25 protein-coding genes are annotated in these 23,096 nt (G+C 62.1%); 23 read left to right on the forward strand and 2 right to left on the reverse strand.

Going from position 1 to position 23,096, the window contains the following annotated elements:
* Positions 1-33: 33 nt before the first annotated feature.
* Positions 34-1,038 carry a S49 family peptidase gene (locus B0G82_RS11270; RefSeq protein ID WP_121307408.1) on the forward strand — a complete coding sequence of 335 codons (1,005 nt, stop codon included), beginning with the start codon at positions 34-36 and terminating at the stop codon, positions 1,036-1,038.
* An 86-nt stretch (positions 1,039-1,124) separates the two neighbouring features.
* On the opposite strand, the gene B0G82_RS11275 is transcribed toward B0G82_RS11270, so the two are convergent.
* Both B0G82_RS11275 and B0G82_RS11280 read right to left on the reverse strand, forming a co-directional pair.
* Positions 1,125-1,844 (reverse strand): SAM-dependent methyltransferase, encoded by a 720-nt coding sequence (locus B0G82_RS11275; protein ID WP_116139690.1) that lies wholly within the window; start codon positions 1,842-1,844, stop codon positions 1,125-1,127.
* Positions 1,841-2,458, reverse strand: coding sequence for a Maf-like protein (locus tag B0G82_RS11280; protein WP_121307409.1), 618 nt, complete (start codon positions 2,456-2,458; stop codon positions 1,841-1,843). The genes B0G82_RS11275 and B0G82_RS11280 overlap by 4 nt, the downstream gene beginning before the upstream one ends.
* 258 nt (positions 2,459-2,716) lie before the next feature.
* Here B0G82_RS11280 and B0G82_RS11285 point away from each other — a divergent pair, with 258 nt between their 5' ends.
* The 22 genes from B0G82_RS11285 to nagZ all read left to right on the forward strand — a co-directional run bounded on the left by B0G82_RS11285 (position 2,717) and on the right by nagZ (position 23,032).
* Positions 2,717-3,358, forward strand: coding sequence for a YceD family protein (locus B0G82_RS11285; RefSeq protein WP_121307410.1), 642 nt, complete (start codon positions 2,717-2,719; stop codon positions 3,356-3,358).
* A 101-nt stretch (positions 3,359-3,459) separates the two neighbouring features.
* The gene (rpmF, locus tag B0G82_RS11290; RefSeq protein WP_006051932.1) at positions 3,460-3,639 is read left to right on the forward strand and encodes a 50S ribosomal protein L32; all 180 of its coding nucleotides are present in this window, start codon (positions 3,460-3,462) and stop codon (positions 3,637-3,639) included.
* 172 nt (positions 3,640-3,811) lie between these two features.
* Positions 3,812-4,918 (forward strand): phosphate acyltransferase PlsX, encoded by a 1,107-nt coding sequence (gene plsX / locus B0G82_RS11300; RefSeq protein WP_121307411.1) that lies wholly within the window; start codon positions 3,812-3,814, stop codon positions 4,916-4,918.
* The gene (locus B0G82_RS11305; RefSeq protein WP_121307412.1) at positions 4,918-5,907 is read left to right on the forward strand and encodes a beta-ketoacyl-ACP synthase III; all 990 of its coding nucleotides are present in this window, start codon (positions 4,918-4,920) and stop codon (positions 5,905-5,907) included. Before plsX ends, B0G82_RS11305 begins: the two co-directional genes overlap by 1 nt.
* A 111-nt stretch (positions 5,908-6,018) precedes the next feature.
* The gene (gene fabD, locus B0G82_RS11310) at positions 6,019-6,954 is read left to right on the forward strand and encodes an ACP S-malonyltransferase (protein ID WP_121307413.1); all 936 of its coding nucleotides are present in this window, start codon (positions 6,019-6,021) and stop codon (positions 6,952-6,954) included.
* A gap of 99 nt (positions 6,955-7,053) precedes the next feature.
* On the forward strand, positions 7,054-7,803 hold the full coding sequence (gene fabG, locus B0G82_RS11315) for a 3-oxoacyl-ACP reductase FabG (protein WP_121307414.1): 750 nt from the start codon (positions 7,054-7,056) through the stop codon (positions 7,801-7,803).
* Between the two features lie 151 nt (positions 7,804-7,954).
* The gene (gene acpP / locus B0G82_RS11320) at positions 7,955-8,194 is read left to right on the forward strand and encodes an acyl carrier protein (protein ID WP_004197638.1); all 240 of its coding nucleotides are present in this window, start codon (positions 7,955-7,957) and stop codon (positions 8,192-8,194) included.
* Positions 8,195-8,426: 232 nt separating this feature from the next.
* Positions 8,427-9,665, forward strand: coding sequence for a beta-ketoacyl-ACP synthase II (fabF, locus tag B0G82_RS11325; protein WP_106310111.1), 1,239 nt, complete (start codon positions 8,427-8,429; stop codon positions 9,663-9,665).
* Between the two features lie 14 nt (positions 9,666-9,679).
* On the forward strand, positions 9,680-10,165 hold the full coding sequence (locus tag B0G82_RS11330; protein ID WP_347237067.1) for a hypothetical protein: 486 nt from the start codon (positions 9,680-9,682) through the stop codon (positions 10,163-10,165).
* A 101-nt stretch (positions 10,166-10,266) separates the two neighbouring features.
* Positions 10,267-10,866: an RNA polymerase sigma factor RpoE gene (rpoE, locus tag B0G82_RS11335; protein ID WP_006051939.1), complete on the forward strand. Its 600-nt coding sequence runs from the start codon at positions 10,267-10,269 to the stop codon at positions 10,864-10,866.
* A gap of 84 nt (positions 10,867-10,950) precedes the next feature.
* Positions 10,951-11,571 carry a sigma-E factor negative regulatory protein gene (locus B0G82_RS11340; RefSeq protein WP_121307415.1) on the forward strand — a complete coding sequence of 207 codons (621 nt, stop codon included), beginning with the start codon at positions 10,951-10,953 and terminating at the stop codon, positions 11,569-11,571.
* Between the two features lie 4 nt (positions 11,572-11,575).
* The gene (locus tag B0G82_RS11345; RefSeq protein ID WP_121308659.1) at positions 11,576-12,619 is read left to right on the forward strand and encodes a MucB/RseB C-terminal domain-containing protein; all 1,044 of its coding nucleotides are present in this window, start codon (positions 11,576-11,578) and stop codon (positions 12,617-12,619) included.
* Positions 12,620-12,654: 35 nt separating this feature from the next.
* A complete protein-coding gene (locus B0G82_RS11350; protein WP_106283760.1) occupies positions 12,655-14,172 on the forward strand; it encodes a DegQ family serine endoprotease in 1,518 nt (505 codons plus the stop codon).
* Entirely contained in the window at positions 14,169-14,432 is a 264-nt protein-coding gene (locus B0G82_RS11355) for a glutaredoxin family protein (protein ID WP_121307416.1), read from the forward strand. The genes B0G82_RS11350 and B0G82_RS11355 overlap by 4 nt, the downstream gene beginning before the upstream one ends.
* A 261-nt stretch (positions 14,433-14,693) precedes the next feature.
* On the forward strand, positions 14,694-16,487 hold the full coding sequence (gene lepA, locus B0G82_RS11360) for a translation elongation factor 4 (protein WP_106283758.1): 1,794 nt from the start codon (positions 14,694-14,696) through the stop codon (positions 16,485-16,487).
* Positions 16,488-16,518: 31 nt separating this feature from the next.
* Positions 16,519-17,412 (forward strand): signal peptidase I, encoded by an 894-nt coding sequence (gene lepB / locus B0G82_RS11365; RefSeq protein ID WP_121307417.1) that lies wholly within the window; start codon positions 16,519-16,521, stop codon positions 17,410-17,412.
* Positions 17,413-17,597: 185 nt separating this feature from the next.
* Positions 17,598-18,881, forward strand: coding sequence for a ribonuclease III (gene rnc / locus B0G82_RS11370; protein ID WP_121307418.1), 1,284 nt, complete (start codon positions 17,598-17,600; stop codon positions 18,879-18,881).
* A gap of 54 nt (positions 18,882-18,935) precedes the next feature.
* On the forward strand, positions 18,936-19,835 hold the full coding sequence (era, locus tag B0G82_RS11375) for a GTPase Era (RefSeq protein WP_116117972.1): 900 nt from the start codon (positions 18,936-18,938) through the stop codon (positions 19,833-19,835).
* Positions 19,822-20,730 carry a DNA repair protein RecO gene (gene recO, locus B0G82_RS11380; protein WP_121307419.1) on the forward strand — a complete coding sequence of 303 codons (909 nt, stop codon included), beginning with the start codon at positions 19,822-19,824 and terminating at the stop codon, positions 20,728-20,730. The genes era and recO overlap by 14 nt, the downstream gene beginning before the upstream one ends.
* Positions 20,727-21,491, forward strand: coding sequence for a pyridoxine 5'-phosphate synthase (pdxJ, locus tag B0G82_RS11385; protein ID WP_106283753.1), 765 nt, complete (start codon positions 20,727-20,729; stop codon positions 21,489-21,491). The genes recO and pdxJ overlap by 4 nt, the downstream gene beginning before the upstream one ends.
* A gap of 15 nt (positions 21,492-21,506) precedes the next feature.
* Positions 21,507-21,932 carry a holo-ACP synthase gene (acpS, locus tag B0G82_RS11390; RefSeq protein ID WP_121307420.1) on the forward strand — a complete coding sequence of 142 codons (426 nt, stop codon included), beginning with the start codon at positions 21,507-21,509 and terminating at the stop codon, positions 21,930-21,932.
* A 71-nt stretch (positions 21,933-22,003) separates the two neighbouring features.
* Positions 22,004-23,032 carry a beta-N-acetylhexosaminidase gene (nagZ, locus tag B0G82_RS11395; protein WP_121307421.1) on the forward strand — a complete coding sequence of 343 codons (1,029 nt, stop codon included), beginning with the start codon at positions 22,004-22,006 and terminating at the stop codon, positions 23,030-23,032.
* Positions 23,033-23,096: the final 64 nt, after the last annotated feature.

Genomic DNA, 23,096 nt, shown 5'->3' on the forward strand with positions numbered 1-23,096 from the left:
TTTTTCTCTTCTACGATCTTTCCACTGCACTGCATGTCCGACAATTTGACTCCCGAGCCGAAGGAACCGTCCCTGAATGGCCGCCCCCGCACGCCTGCCGATGAGCCGGGCTGGGAACGCGCCGCGCTCGAGCGTATCGCGCTCGCGGCGATCAATGAGCAGCGCGCGGCGCGGCGCTGGAAGATTTTTTTCCGCTTTGTTTTTCTGGTCGTCGTGCTACTGGCGATATGGGTGGCCATCGACTTCTCCGGCGACAAGGTCGCCGCCACCGGCCGTCACACGGCTATGGTGACGCTTGACGGTGAAATATCGGCGGATACGAACGCAAACGCGGAAGATATCAACACTGCCTTGCAAAGCGCGTTTGATGATGCGGGCACGGCGGGCGTGATCTTGCACTGCAATAGTCCGGGCGGCAGTCCGGTGCAGGCGGGCATCATTTACAACGAAATTCGCCGTTTGCGCGCGAAATATCCTTCAATTCCGCTCTACGCGGTCGTGGGCGACATGTGTGCATCGGGTGGCTACTATGCGGCCGCAGCCGCCGACAAGATTTATGTCGATAAGGCGAGCATCGTCGGTTCGATCGGCGTGCTGATGGACAGCTTCGGCTTCACCGGCCTGATGGATAAGCTCGGGATTCAGCGGCGCTTGCACACATCTGGTGAGAACAAGGGCTTTTTCGATCCGTTCTCGCCTGAAACGCCGAAGATGGACGAACATGCTCAGGATATGCTCGATCAGATCCACGCGCAGTTCGTCGAAGCGGTTCGGCAGGGGCGCGGCAAGCGCCTGCGTGAAACGCCCGACATGTTCTCTGGCCTTTTCTGGACTGGCCAGAAGAGCGTCGAACTAGGCCTTGCCGACGGTTTGGGCGACGCGGATTATGTGGCCCGCGATCTGTTCAAAGCGCCGGATATCGTCGATTACACCGTAAAAGAGAGCATTACGGACCGCGTTGCGCGCAAGTTCGGTGCGGCGGTTGGTAGCGGCGCGGTTCACGCCATGGCACTCGGTGGGAAAATGAATTTGCGGTGAATTACTGGTGACAATTAAAGAGGCGCCGCGCGGTCCCCGTTTCGACGATCGCGCGGCGCTTTTTTGCGTGTCATTGTCCGACCCAATCAAACGGCCAAGATCAGGAAAATAGCCGGACGCTTGTGCAGATCGATCGCCGGTTTTTTCTTCCAGTCGGCCACGGTGCGGCTGGCGATCGTTTCCGTCTCCAGCGTTAAATCCACTGCCACGCAAACGAGCGTGGACGGCGCGCAGGTCGCCAGCAGTGTGTCGAGCAATGCGCGGTTGCGGTACGGCGTCTCGATAAAAATTTGCGTTTGCTTGCCTTTGCGCGACAGCTGCTCCAGATCTCGCAGACGCTTGGCCCGCTCCGTGGCGTCAACCGGCAGGTAGCCATGGAACGCGAAGCTCTGCCCGTTGAGCCCTGACGCCATCAAAGCCAGCAGTATCGAACTCGGGCCAACGAACGGCACGACCTTCACGCCGCGTTCATGCGCGCGGCGTACCAGCAGGGCGCCGGGATCGGCGACGGCCGGGCAGCCGGCTTCGGAAACCAGACCCGCGTCGGTGCCCGCCAGGAGCGGCGCTAGCAGCTTGTCGATCTCGCCGGCCGGCGTATTCACATTCAGTTCGCGAATCTCGATTTCCTGGATCGGCCGTTCCGTGCCGACTTTTTTCAGGAAAGCGCGCGTGGTTTTCGCGTTTTCGCCAATGTAATAGTGAAGCGACGCGGCGCGGGCGCGAACCGGCGCGGGCAGGACGGCGTCGAGAGCCTCGGTATCGCCTTCGCCTAATGTATTTGGAATCAGATAGAGCGTACCGCTCATTGAGCCCCCAATAACGGATAACCCACTGCGAGCAGCATGCGCGACAGTGCGATCAATGGCAGGCCGACGAGCGCGGTCGGATCGTCGGAATGGATGGCTTCGAGCAAGGCAATGCCGAGCCCCTCGGATTTGGCGCTGCCGGCGACGTCGTACGGCGTTTCGGCCAGCAAATAGGCTTGCAGAGCGGCATCCGGCAGATCGCGGAAATGCACGCGGGTGATCACGTCGACGGCTTGCACGGTGCCGGAGCGACTGTCGAGCAGGCACAGCGCACTATGAAACAGCACCTCGCGGCCGCGCATCGCCTGCAATTGCGCGAGCGCCTTGGCGTGCGAGCCCGGCTTGCCGATCTGCAGGCCGTCGTACGTGGCGACTTGGTCGGAGCCGATCACGAGCGCGGCTTCGCCGGCGCCGAGTCCGCCGGCAACCGCGCGAGCTTTGGCTTGCGCAAGCCGCAGCGCAGTGACTTCCGGCGTTTCGCCGGCGAGCGGCGTCTCGTCGATTGCGGGCACGACGACATCGAACGGCACGCGCAGGCGTCCGAGCAGTTCGCGGCGATAAGGCGAACTCGACGCCAGAATCAGGCGTGGCGGGCGATTGGGAGAATCGGACATGGGTTAATCGACGGCTAGGGAGGCGGGGCGTACCAGCTTGCGCGAAGCTCGCGCGCGTACGGGCTTAAGTGTTTGACTCGAAAAGACAAAACGGATATGATTTCGGGCTTTTCATCGGTATGCTTGCGCTAGGCGAGTCTCGGTGCGTGCCATGCAGTGATCACTGCGGGCAAGCACATGAGTCTTACGGGCTGTCTCGCAAATCGGTTATACCTCGCGGTTATATACGGCGAAATCCTTGCCGACGCAGGAGCGCACATGACTCAACATCCTGGCAACCCTGCAGGTCTGTCCGACCCGCACGATATCGATCTGTTCGAATTTGCGCGGAGTGGGCGTCAGGCCGCGGGAGTCGTGCGCGTCTTGCAACTGCCGCGCATGTTAAACGAAGTCCCGGCAGAAGCGCCAGACCGCGATACCGCGTTCACCTGGCAAGCCGAGGGGGCGACGCAGCCGGAATTGCAGGACGACGGCACCGAGGGTCCCCAGCCTTATTTGCGGATGGCGATTCACGGCGCTGCATGGCTCGAATGTCAGCGGTGCATGACACCGTACCAGCAGGCATTCAACGTCGATGCAACTTACCGGATCGTCAACACTGAGGCGGAAGCCGAAGAGTTTCCGCTCGACGAGGATGAAGTCGAAGTGATCGTGGGTTCGAACCACTTCGATCTCATCGACTTGATCGAAGAAGAATTGCTGCTTTCCTTGCCGCTCGTGCCCAAGCACGAGATGTGTCCCGAAGTGCACGAGAGCCTGGTCTCTGGTGTGGCCGGTGCCGAAGGCGAGGGCGACGAGGGCGCATTGGACGAAGCAGGTGAGGACGGCGAGCCCGAACGGCCCAATCCGTTTGCGGCGCTCCAGAGTCTCAAGCGCGGCGAGCCGGACAAAAAGCATTGAACAGTTGCATTGGAGCGCGATGCGGGCGCATTGGCCACTCGGCCAGTGGCGGACACCGAGTCGGGCTGTGTTAGAATCCGAAAAATTTTTAGGAGTTAGTCATGGCAGTTCAACAAAACAAGAAGTCGCCGTCGAAGCGCGGCATGCACCGTTCGCACGATTTCCTGACGGCAGCGCCGCTGGCCGTGGAACCGAGCACGGGCGAAGTGCATCTGCGTCACCACGTTAGCCCGAACGGCTACTATCGCGGCAAGAAAGTCGTCAAGACGAAGAACGACTAATCGTTTCACTGCGTTGCGCCTTGTGGCGTTTCGCGTGGCGATCGGCTCGCTTGACATTTTCCCGGCTCGGCAAAAAGGCGGCATTCAATTGCCGCTTTTTTGTGTCGATCGCAGTTGGCGCTCCGGCGCTTGCTATGATCCCATGCAGGGCGTCTGAAATTCGTCGCACTCCATGACAGTAAAGCTCACGATAGATTGCATGGGAGGCGACCACGGCCCGTCCGTGACCGTTCCCGCTGCCGTCAACTTCGTTCGATCGCATCCCGATGCTGAGCTGCTGCTCGTCGGCATCGAAAGTGCGATTCGTGCGCAGCTGAAGAGGTTGAAGGCTCAGGACCTGCCGGCGCTGACCGTCGTACCCGCTTCCGAGATCGTCGCCATGGACGATTCGGTCGAAGTCGCGCTGCGCAAGAAAAAAGATTCCTCCATGCGCGTGGCGCTAAACCGCGTCAAGGAAGGCGAGGCACAAGCCTGCGTTTCCGCCGGCAATACCGGCGCGCTGATGGCGGTTTCGCGTTACGTGCTGAAAACGCTGTCGGGCATCGAACGCCCGGCCATCGCGTCGGCACTGCCCAATCCCAATGGCTACACGATGATGCTCGACCTGGGCGCCAACGTCGATTGCGAGCCGCAGCATCTGCTGCAGTTCGCGGAGATGGGGCACGCGCTCGTGTCCGCGCTCGAGGGCAAGGATCGGCCTACCATCGGCCTGCTCAACATCGGCGAAGAAGTCATCAAGGGCAATGACACCATCAAACGTGCCGGCGAATTGCTGCGCGCGAGTACACTTAACTTTCACGGTAACGTTGAAGGCAACGATATCTTTAAAGGCACGGTCGACGTGATCGTCTGCGACGGTTTTGTCGGCAATGTCGCGCTGAAGACGTCGGAAGGCCTCGCGCAAATGCTGTCCAACATCATCAAGGAAGAGTTCGGCCGTTCGTGGCTCACCAAGGTGATGGCGGTACTCGCCTTGCCGGTATTGATGCGCTTCAAGAAACGCGTCGATCATCGGCAATACAATGGCGCTGCGTTGCTCGGCCTGCGCGGGCTGGTGATCAAAAGCCACGGTTCGGCGGATGCTTACGGGTTTGAGTGGGCTATCAAACGCGGGTATGATGCCGTCAAAAACGGCGTGCTGGAACGCCTTGCGCGAGCGATGGAAGAGAACGCGGGTTCTCTCGAACAGGCGGCGCGCGACGCGAGCGGTGCGGGTCACGCAAGCCCGATCGCCGGCCAGCCAGCCGAGCCCTACGCTGCGCAATCCTCGAAGGCATAATGGCTCAATCGACAATTTATTCCCGCGTGCTGGGCACCGGCAGCTATCTGCCGCCCAACCGCGTCACCAATCAGGATCTGGCCGAACGTCTCGCCAAGCAAGGTGTCGAGACGAGCGACGAGTGGATCGTCGCCCGCACGGGCATTCATGCGCGCCACTTTGCGGACCCTGATGTCACGACTAGCGACCTCGCGCTCATCGCTTCGCAACGCGCGATCGAGGCAGCGGACATCGACCCGCAGTCCATCGATCTGATCATCGTCGCCACCTCCACGCCGGACTTCGTGTTTCCGAGCACGGCGTGCCTGTTGCAGAACAAGCTCGGCATCAAGAACCACGGCGCGGCATTCGACGTGCAAGCCGTCTGTTCCGGATTTGCCTACGCGGTGGCCACCGCGGACAGCTTCATTCGCAGCGGTCAGCATCGCACGGCGCTCGTGATCGGCGCGGAAACCTTCTCGCGCATTCTTGACTTCAACGACCGCACTACCTGCGTGCTGTTCGGCGACGGCGCGGGCGCGGTGATCCTGCAGGCGTCCGAACAACCGGGCGTGCTGGCCAGCGCATTGCACGCCGACGGCAGCCACTCGAACATTCTCTGCACGCCGGGCAACGTGAACGGCGGTGTCGTGGCGGGCAGCGCGTTCCTGCATATGGACGGGCAGGCAGTGTTCAAACTCGCCGTCAACGTGCTGGAAAAAGTCGCGGTCGAAGCGCTCGAGAAGGCTAGTCTGTCGGCTGAACAGATCGACTGGCTGATTCCGCATCAGGCGAATATCCGCATCATGCAAAGCACCTGTCGCAAGCTCGGTTTGCCGCAGGAACGCATGGTCGTCACGGTGGGCGAGCACGGCAATACGTCGGCTGCGTCCATTCCGCTCGCATTCGACGTCGCGGTGCGCGACGGCCGCATCAAGCGCGGCCAGAACGTGCTGATCGAAGGTGTCGGCGGCGGCTTCACGTGGGGCGCGTCGGTTATCCGCTACTAATGGCGGCGACGTTGCGGCGAGCGCTATTCGCGGCGCTCGGCTGCGTATGAGCGCGCTCGCCGTCAACCGGGCGCGCCACCCACATCTGACTAAATCGATTTTGGGGACGATATGAAATTTGCGTTCGTTTTTCCTGGGCAAGGTTCGCAGTCGGTCGGCATGCTCAACGCATTCGCCGATCACGCGATCGTGCGTGAGACGGTTCAGGAAGCCTCCGATGCGCTCAACCAGGATCTCGGCAAACTGATCGCCGAAGGCCCCGTCGAAGATCTGAACCTCACCACTAACACTCAGCCGGTCATGCTGACCGCCGCTTACGCAATGTATCGCGCCTGGCTGCAGGCAGGCGGCCCGAAGCCCGCGATCGTCGCGGGCCATAGCCTCGGCGAATACACCGCGCTGGTCGCGGCGGGCGCCATCGCGTTTCGCGATGCCGTGCCGCTCGTGCGTTTTCGCGCGCAAGCCATGCAAACGGCGGTGCCGGTTGGCGAAGGCGGCATGGCCGCGATTCTCGGTCTCGACGATGACGCAGTGCGCGCGGTGTGCGCCGAGGCGTCGGTCGCGGGCGTGGTCGAAGCGGTGAATTTCAATGCGCCGGCGCAGGTCGTGATCGCAGGGAACAAGGCTGCGGTTGAAAAGGCCTGCGAAGTCGCGAAGGCGAAGGGCGCCAAGCGCGCGTTGCCGCTGCCGGTCTCGGCGCCGTTCCACTCATCGCTGCTCAAGCCCGCCTCGGATCAGTTGCGCGAGTATCTGGCGAGCGTCGAGGTGCAGGTGCCGGCGATTCCGGTCATCAACAACGTCGATGTCGCGGTGGTCAATGAGCCGGCCAAGATCAAGGACGCGTTGGTGCGCCAGGCGGCCGGCGCGGTGCGTTGGGTCGAAAGCGTGCAGGCCATGTCGGCTCAAGGCGTCACGCACGTGATCGAATGCGGCCCGGGCAAGGTCCTTGCGGGTTTGACCAAGCGTATCGACGGCAATCTGGTCGGCGCTTCGATCTTCGATCCGGCTTCGCTTGAAGAAACGCTCAAACTCGTGAAAGCAGGCTGAACGCAACGTCGCGCCGCGCCTGGCAGCAGACGCTCCGCGACGGCGGCAGGACTTCGCATCAGACTCAATCAGCCCTCCGAAGGGCATCCGGACTGACAGATGGAAAAGACTCTCGACAAGCAGATTGCAATCGTCACTGGCGCCTCGCGCGGCATTGGCCGTGCGATCGCCATGGAACTGGCGCGCCAGGGCGCGACGGTGATCGGCACGGCGACCAGCGAAAGCGGGGCGACCGCCATCAGCGAAGCGTTTAACGCAGCCGGGGTGAACGGTCGCGGTGCAGTGCTCAACGTCAACGACGCGGCTGCGGCGGAAGCGCTGATCGATGGCACGGTGAAGGAATTCGGTGCGCTGCACGTGCTGGTGAATAACGCCGGCATCACGCAGGATCAGCTCGCCATGCGCATGAAGGACGACGATTGGGACGCGGTGGTCGACACCAACCTCAAGTCGGTATTCCGTCTGTCGCGCGCGGTGCTGCGTCCCATGATGAAGGCGAAGGGCGGCCGCATCATCAATATCACGTCGGTGGTCGGCTCGGCCGGCAACCCAGGGCAGATCAATTACGCCGCCGCGAAAGCGGGCGTGGCGGGCATGACGCGCGCGCTCGCACGCGAGATCGGCAGCCGCGGCATCACGGTCAACTGCGTCGCGCCGGGTTTCATCGACACCGACATGACCAAGACTCTGCCGGAAGAGCAACAAACGGCGCTGAAAACGCAGATTCCGCTGGGCCGCCTCGGCACTCCGGAAGATATCGCGCACGCCGTGGCGTTTCTGGCATCGCCGCAAGCCGGCTATATCACCGGCACGACACTGCATGTGAACGGCGGAATGTACATGTCGTAACCAAATTCGGTTACTATCCGCGCCTTGATGCGTTTGTAAATGCGTAAGGCGTATGCCTTGACAGCAACCCGATGCGCCGCTTTTTTGCCGGGTCAAACCTGATAAAATGCGCGCACCTGTATTTTTGAACTTCTTTTCCCTTGGAGGGGTAATGGACAATATCGAACAGCGCGTCAAGAAGATCGTCGCAGAACAACTGGGCGTTGCAGAAGCTGAGATCAAGAACGAAGCTTCGTTCGTGAACGACCTCGGCGCCGACTCGCTCGACACCGTTGAACTCGTGATGGCCCTCGAAGACGAATTCGGCATGGAAATTCCGGATGAAGAAGCCGAGAAGATCACCACCGTTCAGCAAGCGATCGACTACGCTCGCGCGAACGTCAAGGCCTAAGGTCATTCGCGCCCGCGTTTCTGCGTTGGCGGCGTATGACGCCCTGCCGTGTCGGTTGCCGACGCCAGCAGGGTTGGTGCTTTTTGCCGCGCGTTTTGCCAAGCAGGAGCTAGCGATGTCGACAGCGCAGAGTTTCGCGCGATTGCCGAGTTAAACAGCCACAGGGCATACAGGGCAGGTTCCTGTGGCCGCTGTGGCTTTTGCTTTTGTCATCTATGAAAAAGGGGTTACCGTGAGCCGCCGTCGTGTTGTTGTTACAGGCCTGGGGCTGATTTCGCCTGTTGGCAATAATGTTGCCGACGGCTGGGCCAATCTGGTCGCCGGCAAGTCGGGTATTGCCAATATCACGAAGTTCGATGCGTCGAACTTCTCGACTCGTTTCGCCGGCGAGGTGAAGGGCTTCAATATCGAGGACTACATCCCCGGTAAGGAAGCGCGCCACATGGATACGTTCATCCATTACGGCGTGGCTGCAGGCATCCAGGCGATGCAGGACAGCGGCCTCGAAGTCACCGACGAGAATTCGGAGCGTATCGGTGTGGTGGTGGGTTCGGGCATCGGCGGTTTGCCGATGATCGAAGTGACGCAAACCGAACTGCTCAATCGCGGCCCGCGCCGCATTTCGCCGTTCTTCGTGCCGGCGTCGATCATCAACATGATCTCTGGCCATCTGTCGATCAAGTTCGGCATCAAGGGTCCGAATCTGGCGATCGTGACGGCGTGTACCACCGGCCTGCACTGTATCGGCGAGGCTTCGCGCCTGATCGAATACGGCGACGCCGACGTGATGATCGCGGGCGGCGCGGAATCGACCGTATCGCCGCTCGGTATCGGCGGCTTTGCGGCGGCGCGCGCGCTGTCGCAACGCAATGACGATCCGGCAACCGCGAGCCGTCCGTGGGACAAGGATCGCGACGGTTTCGTGCTGGGCGAGGGTGCGGGTGTGATGGTGCTCGAAGAGTACGAACACGCGAAAGCACGCGGCGCGAAGATTTACGCCGAAGTCAGCGGCTATGGGATGAGCGGCGACGCCTATCACATGACCGCGCCGCTGGAAGACGGCGACGGCGCTCGCCGCTGCATGCTGGCCGCGTTGAAGAACGCGGGCGTCAACACGGATCAGGTGAATTACCTGAACGCGCACGGCACGTCCACGCCGCTCGGCGATCTGGCTGAAACCACCGGCATCAAGCGCGCGTTCGGCGATCACGCCAAAGACATGGTGGTGAACTCGACCAAGTCGATGACGGGTCACCTGTTGGGCGGCGCCGGCGGTCTGGAGTCGGTGTTTACCGTGCTGGCCGTGCATCATCAGGTGTCGCCGCCGACCATCAACATCTTCAATCAGGATCCGGCCTGCGATCTGGATTACTGCGCCAACACCGCGCGGGAGATGAAGATCGACGTCGCGCTGAAGAACTCGTTCGGGTTCGGCGGCACGAACGGCACGCTGGTCTTCAAGCGCGCCTGATCGCCCGATAGTTGGTGACGCGTCAGTCAACGGCGCCGGCTGTGCCGGCGCTTTCCCCTGAATCGGCCCAGCCCGACGGAGCGCCGCAGCGGATTGCGCTGCGGCGCTCCGTCGCCGTCTGGGCTGCGTTAGGGGTTTTCGTTCTGACGGCGACATCGGCCGTCTTTGCTTGTCTCGCGTCGCGCCTTGGCACGTGGCAGGCCGTTCCGTTGACGCTCGCCGTGTGGGCATGGCTCGCGCTTTGCGCGCTCCGGCATGAGCACGCGCAGCCCGTCGCGTTGAAAATCGGGCCGGACGGACTGTCTGTCTGGGGCCGGACGGGTGCGCTGCTGGCGCAGGGGCGTATTGCCGGTTGTTCACAGTGGAGCGGCCGCCTGCTGATTCTGGCGCTGCTGCCGGAGCAGGGCCGCTCACGCACTCTGCTGCTAGCCGCCGACGCACTCCCGGCGCCCATCTTCCGGGAACTGGCGGTGCTGGGCCGGCGTGGCGCCGGCGCCTGACTGTAACGACTGTAACCGCTGTTACCGGCGTAACGTGCCCTCATGATGGGAACGCTACAATGGTGCCCCGCCATGCGCCCTATAGTTAACGGATTTATCAGGTGAGCGAAAAAGAAATTGATCAGGTGCTGGTCGAACGCGTCCAGAAGGGCGACAAGGCCGCGTTCGAGCTACTGGTCTCCAAATACCACCGCAAGATTCTCCGGCTGATCTCGCGTCTCGTGCGGGACCCCGCCGAGGTAGAAGACGTCGCTCAGGACGCCTTTATCAAGGCCTACCGGGCGTTGCCGCAGTTTCGCGGCGAATCGGCCTTTTATACGTGGTTGTACCGGATTGCCGTGAACACGGCAAAGAACTACCTTGCCACCCAAGGGCGACGCGCGCCGACCTCGACCGAAGCAGATGCTGAAGAAGCTGAAACTTTCTCGGACGCGGACCAACTAAGGGATATCAACACGCCTGAGTCGATGTTGATGAGCAAGCAGATCGCTGAGACGGTCAATGCTGCGATGGCGGTTTTACCGGAAGAGTTGCGCACCGCCATTACTCTTCGTGAAATTGAAGGTTTGAGTTACGAGGAAATCGCTGAGATGATGGGTTGCCCAATCGGCACAGTCAGATCGCGAATTTTCCGCGCTCGCGAAGCCATTGCGGCAAAATTGCGTCCGTTGCTTGACACACCCGAAGGCAAGCGCTGGTAAACCACCAGCGCTGCTAGATGGGGCGCGGGTGCAATATCTGGATTAGTGGTGTCACTACGGGGTATTTGTAAGATGGGGAGCATCATGGGGTCGGTCTCGATGCAATCGCAAGCCAGCTCGCGCGGCGAGCGTCTGTCCGCTTTTGTCGACGGTGAGCTGTTCGGCGAAGAGCATCTGAATCTGGACACATTTATTTCTGGGCTGAACGGCGAGGATCGCGCCGCCTGGTCGAGCTATCACCTGATCGGCGACGCGTTGCGTTCCGACGATCTGGCGATCAGCCCGGCGGCGAGCAGCGCGTTTCTCAGCGGTTTCGCCGCGCGCCTCGACAACGAACCGCACGTGCTGGCGCCCGCCGCCATGCCGGTTGCGCGTCGTTTGCTGGCGTTGCGTCGCCGGGTCGTGCCGGCGTTTGCCGTCGCGGCTGCGGCCGCCACGCTGACGTGGATCGTCGTGCCGCAACTGCAAGGTGTGCCGAGCGGTCCGGGTGCGTCGCAGCTGGCCTCGGTTCAGCATGGCGACTCGCTGCAACGCGTGGCGATGGCGCCGGCGGCGGTCCAGCCGGTCGCGCAAGACGCCAACATCATTCGCGACGCAAGTCTCGACCAGTATCTGGAAGCTCACCAGCAATTCGCGCAACAACCGGTCATGCCGGGCTCGATGCCGCTGATTCGCGCTGCCGCCGTTTCTACGCAAGGCCAATAGTTTGATGCAGACTCCGCGGTTGAATAAAACGACTATCTGGGGGCGGCTGCCGGCATTTCTGTTCTGCGCAGCCGTATTGTTGTCCGCTACACCGCGGGTCTTTGCACAAACTGACGACCCGCTCGTTGCCCGTCGCACGGCCGCGGATCTGCTCGATCGCATCCATCAGGCTGCGCAACAGCAGAATTACGAGGGCGCGTTCGTCTACCAGCGCGGCAATTTCGTTCAGACGTCGCGGATCGCGCACTACGCGACCCGTGCGGACGGCGAATTCGAGCAACTCGAAAGCCTCGACGGCAAGCCGCGAAAAATGCTGCGTCATAACGAAGAGCTCTACACGTTCGTGCCGGAGCGGCACTTGTGCGTCGTCGAGAAGCGTCAGAATAAGGATTCATTTCCGGCGCTGCTAGCGGTGAGCGGCGAGCAGGTGTTGTCGGTTTACGAGCCCAAGCTGCTCGGCGACGACCGCGTCGCGGGCGTCGACAGCCAAGTGATCGAACTCGATCCGAAAGACGCGTATCGCTTTGCGTACAAGCTGTGGGCCGACAAGAAAACCGGCCTTCTGCTGCGTGCCCAGACGCTTGACCCGAATGGTCAGGTGCTCGAGCAACTGTCGTTTTCCCAGATTCGCATCGGCGTGCCGGTCGACAAGGCCGGCATCGTCAATGGTATTCGTAATACGGCGGGGTGGACCGTGGTGCGTCCGCCGGTCGAGCCGGTGGACATGGCCGCGCAAGGTTGGCAAATCACGCCGACGGTGCCGGGCTTCCGCAAGATTCGTGAACTGCGCCGTCCCATGGCCGCGCGCGATCCGGGTCAGCCGACCATTCCGGTGGACCAGGCGGTGTTCTCCGACGGCCTCGCAGCCATTTCGGTATTCGTCGAACCGGTCGAAAACAACACGCGCAAGGAAGGCGCGGGCAGCAGCGGCGCCACACACGTGCTCGTCAAGCGTCGCGGCGACTTCTGGATTACTCTGCTTGGTGAAGTGCCCCAGGCCACATTGCAGCAATTTGCGTCTGCCATAGAATACAAAGCTCCGAAGTAATCCTCCGAATCCTGAATCCCTCGGCTTGCTACGATATGACGACTTTCTCGGTGCGCAAATTCCTCGCGGCCGCGGTGGTGGCGGCTTGTTTGCCGCTCGTACCGCATACGGCGTCGGCGGCTCCGGCCGCCAATCTGCCCGACTTCACTGATCTGGTCGACAAGGTCGGCCCGGCGGTCGTCAACATTCGCACGACTACACGCGTGTCGAACAGCGGTGCTCGCGGCGGTTTGCCGCCGGGTATGGACGACGGCGACATGTCAGAGTTTTTCCGGCGCTTCTTCGGCATTCCGTTGCCGCAGTCGCCGCAATCCCCCGGTGCGCCGGGTTCGCCGCGTGGTGGTGACAACGGCGGCAGTGGCGGCAGTCAGGACTTGCCGGATAACAGCGATGCCGAGCAGAACAGCGGCGTCGGCTCGGGCTTCATTCTGTCGGCGGACGGCTACGTGATGACCAACGCGCACGTCATCGACGACGCGGACACCATTTACGTCACACTCACCGACAAGCGCGAGTTCAAGGCGAAGCTGATCGGCGTGGACGATCGGACCGACGTCGCCGTCGTGAAGATCAGCGCCGCCAATCTGCCGACCATTACAATCGGCGACTCGAACAAGGTGCGCGTGGGCGAGTGGGTCGTGGCGATCGGTTCGCCGTTCGGTCTCGAGAACACGGTGACGGCCGGCATCGTCAGCGCCAAGGGGCGCGATACGGGCGATTATCTGCCGTTCATCCAGACCGACGTGGCCGTCAATCCGGGCAATTCGGGCGGTCCGCTGATCAATATGCAGGGCGAGGTGATCGGCATCAACTCGCAGATCTACAGCCGCACGGGCGGTTTCATGGGCATCTCGTTCGCGATTCCGATCGACGAAGCCATGCGCGTGGCCGATCAGCTGAAGGCGTCGGGTAAGGTCGTGCGCGGGCGGATCGCGGTAGCGATTGGCGAAGTGACCAAAGACGTGGCCGACTCGCTCGGCCTGCCGAAGGCGCAGGGCGCGCTGGTCAGCAGCGTCGAACCGGGCGGCCCGGCGGACAAAGCCGGCGTGCAGCCGGGCGACATTATCCTGAAGTTCAACGGCCATTCGGTCGACACGGCAACGGACCTGCCGCGCATGGTTGGCGACACAAAACCGGGCACCAAGTCGACGATCACGATCTGGCGCAAGGGCCAGACGCGCGATCTGCCGGTGACGATCGCCGAAATGCAGCCGGACAAATCGGCAAAGGCGGATCAGAAAAAACCGCAGCCGCCGAAGCAGCGCGCTACCAACGCGCTGGGTGTGGCCGTCAGCGATATCCCCGCCGACCAGTTGAAGGCGCTGAAGCTGCGCAACGGCGTGCAGATCGACGCCGCGGACGGTCCCGCAGCGCGTGTCGGCTTGCAGAAGGGCGACATCATCCTGCGGGTGGGCGATACGGACATCACCAGTGCGAAGCAGTTCGACGAGGTGAGTTCGCACCTCGATCCGCAGAAGATGGTCGCGCTGCTGGTTCGCCGCGGCGAGAACACGCAGTTCGTGCCGGTCCGGCCGCGCAGCGTCCAGAAATGACGAAGGCGGCGCCGCTCACGCTCTACGGGCGCGCGTGGTGCCACCTTTGCGACGACCTGCGTGCCGCGCTCGAGCCCTTGCTGGCCGAATTCGGCGCACAGGTCCAGGTGATCGACGTCGACACCGATCCCTTTCTGGAAGCCCGTTACAACGAACTGGTGCCGGTTCTGGTCTGCGACGGCGTCGAACTGTGTCACTATCGCCTCGACGAAGCGCGGGTTCGTGCCGCGCTCGCCGCCCGGGTTGCGGCCAGGCCTTGAGTTCGACTCAAGGGTTCGAACACAGCGCCAGCGCCGCGCCGTTCACATCGAGCTTCACGTCTCTCCTGTCGACCCGAGTTGTCGCTTTAGCGCCTTACTCTGGTCCCATGCAACCTGGTTGCTGAGCCGTCTTTTCCGCCCGAGCTTCGCAAGATGCGCCGGGCGATAGCCTTTTCGGCTAAAATAGATAGGTTTTTCACCTACTTACAAGGCGTGCTCCGCTATTGTCCGAGCGCGCCTTTTTTGCTTGATCGGCACTGAATGGATCATATTCGTAACTTCTCGATCATTGCGCACATCGACCATGGCAAGTCGACGCTCGCCGATCGCATCATCCAGATTTGCGGCGGCCTGTCCGACCGCGAGATGGAATCTCAAGTGCTCGATTCGATGGATCTCGAACGCGAGCGCGGCATCACCATCAAGGCACAAACCGCCGCACTGACATACAAAGCCCGTGACGGGCAAGTCTACAACCTGAACATGATCGACACGCCGGGCCACGTCGACTTCTCGTACGAAGTCAGCCGCTCGCTGTCCGCATGTGAAGGCGCGTTGCTGGTCGTGGACGCGAGCCAGGGCGTGGAAGCGCAAACCGTGGCCAACTGCTACACGGCGATCGAGCTCGGCGTCGACGTGATTCCGGTGCTCAACAAGATCGATCTGCCGGCCGCGAACCCTGAAAACGCGATCGCCGAAATCGAAGACGTGATCGGCATCGACGCAACCGACGCCACGCATTGCAGCGCCAAGACCGGCCTCGGCGTCGAAGACGTGCTCGAAGCGCTGATCGCCAAAGTGCCGCCGCCCAAGGGCGATCCGGAAGCGCCGTTGCAGGCGCTGATCATCGACTCGTGGTTCGACAACTACGTCGGCGTTGTGATGCTGGTGCGTATCGTCAACGGTACGCTGCGTCCCAAAGACAAGATCCGCATGATGGCGACCGGCGCGCAGTATCCGGTCGAGCATGTCGGCGTGTTCACGCCGAAGTCGAAGAATCTGGAGTCGCTGTCGGCCGGGCAGGTGGGTTTCATCATCGCCGGCATCAAGGAATTGGCTGCGGCGAAGGTGGGCGACACCGTCACGCTCGTGAACCGTCCGGCCGCCGAGCCGCTGCCGGGATTCAAGGAAGTGAAGCCGCAGGTGTTCGCCGGTCTCTATCCGGTCGAAGCAAACCAGTACGACGCGCTGCGCGATTCGCTCGAAAAGCTGAAGCTGAACGACGCCTCGCTCATGTACGAGCCTGAAGTGTCGCAGGCGCTCGGCTTCGGTTTCCGTTGCGGCTTCCTCGGTCTGCTGCATATGGAGATCGTGCAGGAACGTCTTGAACGCGAGTTCGACATGGACCTGATCACCACGGCGCCGACCGTCGTGTACGAAGTCCTGCAGCGCGACGGCACGACCATCATGGTCGAGAATCCGGCCAAGATGCCGGAGCCGTCGAAGATCGAAGAGGTGCGCGAACCGATCGTCACCGTGAACCTGTACATGCCGCAAGACTACGTCGGCTCGGTGATCACGCTGTGCACGCAAAAGCGCGGCACGCAGATCAACATGCAGTATCACGGCCGCCAGGTGCAACTGACCTACGAAATTCCGATGGGCGAAGTCGTGCTCGATTTCTTCGATCGTCTGAAGTCGATCTCGCGCGGCTACGCGTCGATGGATTACGAGTTCAAGGAATACCGCGCGGCAGACGTCGTCAAGGTCGACATGCTGATCAACGGCGACAAGGTCGACGCGCTGTCGGTCATCGTGCACCGTTCGCAAAGCCAGTACCGCGGCCGCGAAGTGGCGTCGAAAATGCGTGAGCTGATTCCGCGTCAAATGTACGACGTGGCGATTCAGGCCACCATCGGTGCGAATATTATTGCGCGCGAGAACATTAAAGCGTTGCGTAAGAACGTGCTGGCAAAATGCTACGGCGGCGATATCTCACGTAAGAAGAAGCTGCTGGAAAAGCAAAAGGCAGGCAAGAAGCGAATGAAGCAGGTGGGATCGGTTGAGATTCCGCAAGAGGCTTTCCTCGCGATCCTGCGTGTCGAAGACAAATAAGACGAACAACGAAGACGAACAACGGAACTCTATGAATTTTGCGCTGATTCTTTTTGTGCTCGTCATTTTGACGGGCGTCGCATGGGTCGCAGACAAACTGGTTTTCGTGCCGCAACGGCGCCGCGCGGCGGAAGCCGCGGTCGCCGAGTTCGACCGCCAGCAGGCACGCATCGGCGAGCGTTTCGCCGACGAAAACGCGGCGCAAACGCGCGCACGTCTGCGTGACGACAAGCTGCGCCAACCGTGGTGGCTCGAGTATTCGGCGAGCTTTTTCCCGGTGATTCTGGTGGTGTTCGTGGTGCGCTCGTTCGTGGTCGAGCCGTTCAAGATTCCTTCGGGTTCGATGGTGCCGACGCTGCTGGTGGGCGACTTCATCCTCGTGAATAAATTCGACTACGGCATCCGTCTGCCGATCACCAACACGAAGATCACCGAAGGCCGTCCGCTGCAACGCGGCGACGTGGTGGTGTTCCGTTACCCGAAAGACGAATCGGTCGACTACATCAAGCGTGTGATCGGCTTGCCGGGCGACACCGTCGCGTATCAGGACAAGCAGCTCACGATCAACGGCAAGCCGGTGCCGGAGACACCGCTTCCCGATTACCTCGACGACGAACGCATGGGTTACGCGAAGCAGTTCGAAGAGGATCTGGACGGCCGCAAGAACGCGATTCTGAACAATCCCGCCGTGCCGCCGTTCATCGTCGGCGCCGAAGATTATCCGTATCGCGACAACTGCACGTACAACGCACGCGGCGTGATCTGCAAGGTGCCGCCGGGCAACTACTTCATGATGGGCGACAACCGCGATAACAGCGCGGATAGCCGCTACTGGGGTTTCGCGCCGGACAAGAATGTCGTCGGCCGCGCGTTTTTCATCTGGATGAACTTCAGCAATCTGAAACGCATCGGCTCGTTCAACTGAGTTCGTGTGCATTGATTGCACGACACGCCGCGTGGTTGACTCGCAGTCGGCCTTCACCAGGCCACGTGAGCCGCGGCGTGTTATCACGCTACTTTAAGATCCCGCGGTAACGTCGCTTCACCACGCTTTTTCCGCTGGCCGCCCCGCGTTTTCGCCGGGTCTGGCGCCCGCGTTATACTCTGCCCATGCCCCTATCTCCGTTGGAAAGCCGTCTGCGCTACGAATTTCGCAATGCGGAATTGTTGCGCCAGGCTTTAACGCACCGCAGTCACAGTTCCACGCATAATGAACGGCTCGAGTTTCTCGGCGATTCTGTTCTAAATTGCGCGGTGGCTGCGCTTTTGTTCCAACGCTTCGGCAAACTGGACGAGGGCGACCTGTCGCGCGTCCGCGCCAATCTGGTCAAACAGCAGTCGCTTTACGAAATTGCTCAAGCCCTGAATATTTCAGAAGGCTTGCGGCTTGGCGAAGGCGAGTTGCGCAGCGGCGGCTTCCGCCGGCCCTCTATCCTCGCTGACACGCTCGAAGCGGTGCTGGGCGCAGTGTTCCTCGACGGCGGCTTCGACGCCGCCCAGACGGTCATCAAGCGCCTTTACGTGCCGATTCTGGATCACATCGACCCGCGCACGCTGGGCAAGGATGCCAAGACGCTGCTGCAGGAGTATCTGCAAGGCCACAAGATCGCGCTGCCGACTTATACAGTCGTCGCGACGCATGGTGCGGCGCACAATCAGCAATTCGAAGTCGAATGCACGGTGCCTAAGCTGGAGGTGAAAGTCTCTGGTTCCGGCGCCAGCCGCCGCGCGGCAGAGCAGGCGGCGGCCAAGAAAGCGCTCGACGAGGTCATGGCTGCGGCGCCCGCCGTGGTCGCCAAGCCCAAGCGCTCGAAAGGCGCTCGCGCGGCGAAGCACGCCGAGCCGGAGATCGTGCCCGGTGTAACGGGCGTGCAAGCTGCGCTGGATTTGCGCAGTCCGGATCGCAAGAGCGAGCGCGGAGCGGGGCGCGGTGAATCGCGCGCGCAGGCTGCCGCGGCGGAACCGGTGCCAGAACGCCCCGCGTTCGCGGCCGCACTCGCGCCGCTGGCGGTGATTCGCGCCGCGCACGTGGAGTACAGCGGACAGGACAAAGCCGAGCGTGCCGAGAAGGCAGACAAGACGGCCGCTGACGCGAGCGACAGACCGGCAGACAAAACTGCCGAGAAGGGTGAAGCCAGGCTGCCGGAGACGAAGCCCGCCGACGCCAAACTCGCCCAGGCGAAATCTGCCGAAGCCAAACCCGACGTGCAGTCGGAAGGCAAACCAGACGCCAGGCCAGAAACCGCAGCCGTCCGTAGCGTCGATAAACACCGCGGCCGCGAGGCGACCCCGGCTTCCTCCGCGCCCGTGCCGAGCGCAGCGGCGGCGCCGACCGAACACGAACCCGGCGTAGCCGACGCGGTGCAAACGCGCGTCGCCGACGCGGGCCATTGATTGCCATCGGCGCGCCATTCCCGCGCGTCGAGCTGAACTTGCCGTAGCCCGAATATGAACACTCCCACTCCCACTGGTTTTCGCTGCGGCATGGTCGCAATCGTCGGCCGTCCCAATGTCGGCAAATCCACGCTCATGAATGCGCTGGTCGGCCAGAAAGTCAGTATCACGTCGCGCAAGGCGCAGACCACGCGCCATCGCATCACGGGCATCCACACGCTCGAAGACGCGCAATACATTTTCGTCGACACGCCGGGTTTTCAGACCAAGCACAGCGGCGCGCTGAACCGTTCGCTGAATCGCGCGGTCACGTCCACGCTGACTTCCGTCGACGCGATCCTGTTCGTGATCGAAGCCGGCCGTTTCGGCCCGGACGATCAGAAGGTGCTCGACCTGATTCCGCCGTCGGTGCCCACGCTGCTGATCGCGAACAAGCTCGATCGCGTGACGGATAAGGATTCGCTGTTTCCGTTCATGCAGCAGGTGAGCGCGCTGCACAAGTTCGCCGAAATCGTGCCGCTGTCTGCGAAACATCCCGACGACATCAAACGTCTGATGGCGACCGTCAAGCCGTTCCTGCCGGAAGGCGCGCCGATCTACGGCGAAGACGACCTGACCGATCGCAGCGAGCGCTTCCTTGCCGCTGAAATCCTGCGCGAAAAAGTGTTTCGCTGGACCGGCGACGAACTGCCGTACACCAGCACCGTGCTGATCGACAAGTTTGAAACCGAGGGGCGTCTGCGCCGCATTTTCGCGACCATCATGGTCGACCGCGATACGCATAAGGCGATGATCATCGGCCAGAAGGGCGCCAAGCTGAAACAGATCAGCACTGAAGCGCGCCTCGATATGGAAAAGCTGTTCGACGGGCCGGTGTATCTGGAAACTTTCATCAAGGTGAAGAGCGGCTGGGCCGACAACGAAGCCGGACTTCGTGCGTATGGGTACGAATGACGCGTGGATGACGCTGAATTCCGACGCGGACCCGGACGATTCGGAGCCGGCCGCGCCGGCACGCGAGCCGTCCAAACCCGCGCGTAGCACCCGAAAATCTTCATCGACAAAAAGCGCGCAGGGCGCCGAGGGCGAGCCACGTAAAACGCCAACTCGCCGCGCGCCGCGCACCTCCGCCTCCGACTACCGGATCGCGGAGCAGCCCGCCTTCGTTCTCCATAGCTATCCGTATCGCGAGACCAGTCTGATCATCGACGTGCTCTCGCGCGATCACGGCCGTCTCGCGCTCGTTGCGAAGGGCGCGAAGCGTCCGCACTCCGCGCTGCGCGGCGTGCTGCAGACGTTCCAGCCGCTCGCGCTGTCGTGGTCGGGCAAGTCGGAGGTGCGTACGCTGACCGGCGCCGAATGGGTCGGCGGCATGTTGCCGCTGGCCGGCGACGCGCTGCTGTGCGGCTTCTACGTGAACGAACTGCTGGTCAAGTTCTGCGCGCGCGAAGATCCGCATCCGCAACTGTTCCATCACTACGTCGTCACGATGACTCGTCTCGCGCACGACGAACCGCCCGTGCAGGTGCTGCGTTCGTTCGAGCGCGTGCTACTGCGCGAAACCGGCTACGCGATGGCGCTGGATCGCACCGTCGCGCGCAAAGCGGTGCTGGCCGAAGGCCGCTATGTGTTCGATCCGGAGCGCGGCGTGCGCGAAGCCTCCGACGATCTGCCAGCGCTTTGGCCGGTGATCGCGGGTCAAACCTTGCTCGACATGGAGCAGGACGATTACCATCGAGCGCAGACCGTGGCGCAAAGCAAAACGCTGATGCGCTTTCTGCTCAACACCTACCTTGGCGGCACGCCGCTCGCGACGCGCCAGATCCTGATCGACTTGCAGAACTTATGAGCTTCTTTCTTACGTCGCCGAATGTGATTGATCTGGGCGTGAACATCGATCACGTCGCTACGCTGCGCAACGCGCGCGGCACCTCGTATCCCGATCCGATCCGCGCCGCGCTGATGGCCGAAGAGGCCGGCGCGGACGTCATCACGCTGCATCTGCGTGAAGATCGCCGCCATATCGTCGACGCCGACGTGCGCAAGCTGCGCCCGCTCCTGAAGACGCGCATGAATCTCGAATGCGCGGTCACGCAGGAAATGCTCGACATCGCCTGTGAAGTGCAGCCTCACGACGTGTGCCTCGTGCCGGAAAAGCGTCAGGAACTGACGACCGAAGGCGGGCTCGACGTCGCCGGCCAGTTCGAAGCCGTGCGCGCCGCGTGCAAGCAACTTGCCGACGCGAACTCGCGCGTGTCGCTCTTTATCGATCCGGACGAAACGCAGATTCGCGCCGCGCACGAAGCCGGCGCGCCGGTGATCGAACTGCACACCGGCCGCTACGCCGAAGCCCACGATCCCGCCGAACAGCAGCGTGAATTCGAGCGCGTGGTGCGCGCCGTGGAATTCGGCAGGACGCTCGGCATCAAGGTCAACGCCGGCCACGGTCTGCACTACACGAACGTCCAGCAGATCGCCGCGATCGAAGGCATCGACGAACTGAATATTGGCCACGCGATCGTCGCGCACGCGATCTTCGCCGGCTGGGATAACGCAGTGCGCGAGATGAAGGCGATCATGGTCGCCGCGCGTCTCGGCGCGCGCGCGTAGTACGGCGGCCCGCCCATGGCAATCTACGGGATCGGCACGGACATCGTCCAGGTCAGCCGCGTGGCCGCGGTCATGACGCGCACCAACGGCCGCTTCGCCGAGAAGGTGCTCGGTCCGGACGAACTGCGTGTCTATCACGCGCGTCATGCGCGTTCGGCGACGCGTGGTCTTGCGTTTCTCGCCACGCGGTTCTCGGCGAAAGAAGCGTTTTCGAAAGCGATCGGCCTCGGCATGCATTGGCCGATGACCTGGCGCGCGCTGCAAACGCTCAACAAGCCGAGCGGCGAGCCGATGGTGGTCGCGTCCGGCGAACTGGCCGAGTGGCTCGACGCGCGCGGCATCACGGCGCGCGTGACGATCAGTGACGAACGCGACTACGCGGTGTCGTTCGTGATTGCGGAAACCGCGCAAGCGGGTACGCCCGACACCGCCGCCGAATAAAAAATACCTTGAACGCGGCGAGAGTCTGCCGCGTCTCTCCTTGCTCCAAAGCTTTTTTCCAACGCTAATCGATGAAAACCATTCCCGGACCGGTGATGCTCGACGTGGTCGGCACAACGCTGAACGACGACGACAAACGCCGCCTTGCCCATCCGATGACCGGCGGCGTGATCCTGTTCGCGCGCCACTATGAGAGCCGCGCGCAACTGATTGCGCTGACCGATTCGATCCGCGGCATTCGCGACGATTTGCTGATCGCCGTCGATCACGAAGGCGGGCGCGTGCAGCGCTTCCGCACCGACGGTTTCACCGTGCTGCCCGCAATGGGCAAGCTCGGCACGTTGTGGGACAGTGACGTGCTGCACGCGACCAAAGTGACGACGGCCATCGGCTATATCCTCGCGACGGAACTGCGCGCGTGCGGCATCGACATGAGCTTTACGCCGGTACTCGATCTGAACTACGGCCAATCGCAGGTGATCGGCGACCGCTCGTTCCACCGCGATCCGCGTGTGGTGGCATTGCTTGCCAAGAGCCTGAACCACGGGCTCGCGCTGGCCGGCATGAGCAATTGCGGCAAGCATTTTCCGGGGCACGGTTTCGCACAGGCGGATTCGCATGTCGCCATGCCGGTAGACGACCGTCCGCTCGAGGCGATTCTGCGCGACGACGTGGCGCCGTACGACTGGCTCGGCCTGTCGTTGGGGGCGGTGATTCCCGCGCATGTGATCTATCCGCAGGTCGATTCGAAACCCGCGGGTTTCTCGCGTGTCTGGCTGCAAGACATTTTGCGCGGCAAGCTGCGCTTCGAAGGCGCGATTTTCAGCGATGATCTGTCGATGGAAGCCGCGCGACAGGGCGGCACCTTGACCGAAGGCGCCACCGCCGCGCTGCAGGCCGGTTGCGACATGGTGCTGATCTGCAATCAGCCGGCCGAAGCGGAGAAGGTGCTGGATGCGCTGCGCTTCACGCCGTCGAAGGAATCGCAACGGCGCTTGCAGCGCATGCGGCCGCGCGGCAAAGCGTTGAAGTGGAGCAAGCTGGTCGCCGATCCGCAATATCTGCAAGCGCAGGCGCTGCTGCGTAGCGCATTTGCATAGGGCAGCGTAGCCACTCGGCAAGTGCCGCAAAAAAAACGGCGCCTTCATATTTGAAGGCGCCGTT

It is taken from the genome of Paraburkholderia sp. BL17N1, assembly GCF_003634175.1.
GTDB lineage: Bacteria > Pseudomonadota > Gammaproteobacteria > Burkholderiales > Burkholderiaceae > Paraburkholderia.